The sequence below is a fragment of the Petroclostridium xylanilyticum genome (genome assembly GCF_002252565.1).
GTDB classification, from domain to species: Bacteria; Bacillota; Clostridia; order SK-Y3; family SK-Y3; genus Petroclostridium; species Petroclostridium xylanilyticum.
Window position 1 is genome coordinate 1 of sequence record NZ_NPML01000024.1, and the last position, 1325, is coordinate 1325.

General features: G+C 34.6%; 1 protein-coding gene. It reads right to left on the bottom strand.

The window, feature by feature from the left end; translation table 11 throughout:
• Positions 1 to 312 precede the first annotated feature (312 nt).
• Positions 313 to 1077, bottom strand: coding sequence for a LuxR C-terminal-related transcriptional regulator (locus tag CIB29_RS15500; RefSeq protein ID WP_094551274.1), 765 nt, complete (start codon positions 1075 to 1077; stop codon positions 313 to 315).
• Between the last annotated feature and the right edge of the window lie 248 nt (positions 1078 to 1325).

Sequence of the window (1325 nt, forward strand, 5' to 3'; positions counted from 1 at the left end):
TAACTTCTTCCATTCCCCGGGTAACTTCAGAATATATATCAACCATAAAGACTGTTTTATGCCGGCAATTCCAGTCCTCATGGTTAATATCACTATTACAGAACAGACGGATTAACTCCAACATATACATAAACTTGTATATCGTCAAGTTCCTGTGCAGAGCTAGATCCCTTTACATTGACATTTATTCTATCAAGTATTTTATGCAACGCATAGCATTGTTTGGTTATAGTTGTTAATACTTTATTCATTATGAATTTACCATATCTTGTTCAAATTATCAACCTATGGATTTCCATAGTATTTCAGGATTCAGGGTATTAGTTTAAGACGTGCAGCCATTGCGGCTGCTTCGGTGCTTGAGTTTACGTTTAGTTTTTCAAAAAGTACTTTTTTATGATAATCCACGGTACATTCTTTTATTTTTAGTGCAATTGCTATTTCTTTTGCCGAGAGTCCTCTTGTTATTAGCGTCAGGATTTCCATCTGGCGTTTTGTCAGCTTGACAGAAGACATATCTATAATATATTGATTAAGCTGCTTTTTGTATTTGTCTATCAAATAACTGGGTAAAATTTTTGTAATGGCTACAAATTCTTTTTTCATTTGTGTATTTATGGTAGATATGTCGAGATATCCAATGATCTTGTTATTCATCAATATCGGCGTACAAAAACAATGCCAGCATTTAAAAAGACTGCAGTAATGCTGTTCCGGCAGTATATATATGGATTCGCCTGTATCCATGGCCATGGATACGGCATTGGTCCCGCAGCTTTCCACGGCAAAGGACATACCCGGCTTGATTTGGGATTGTTTAACGTGCTGTTCTATATCCTTGTTGTAGTAAATATCCAGTAAAATGCCCTGTGCATCGGTTAATAGGAAGAGAAATGCTCCGGTAAGATGAGCTTTAAGTTCTGTAATGCAGGTTTTAAATGTAGAGATGAGCATTTTGTTTTGGCTGCATATAACTTTGAATTGTTGTGGTGTCACTTTTATCACAGGAAAAACGATGTCTTTGGACAAACCTATGCTCTTGCACCGCTGCCATGATGCCAATATTTTCTTTTCCATGATATTGTCCTCTCAATTCCGTCAGCTATCTTAAGAACAAAATTTGACATGATTATATACCATTAAACATTATACATAAATGTAAAAAATAATTATTTTTGAATTATTATAGCATTTCTCTTATTAATTATCAACAAAGAATTGCATGGAATGATAGGCAATTTTATAATCATTATGTTCAGACACAGACAGGGGACCAAGTAAATTGTCTGCCAATTTTTCTCTAAAACTTATAGAGATAACAGACA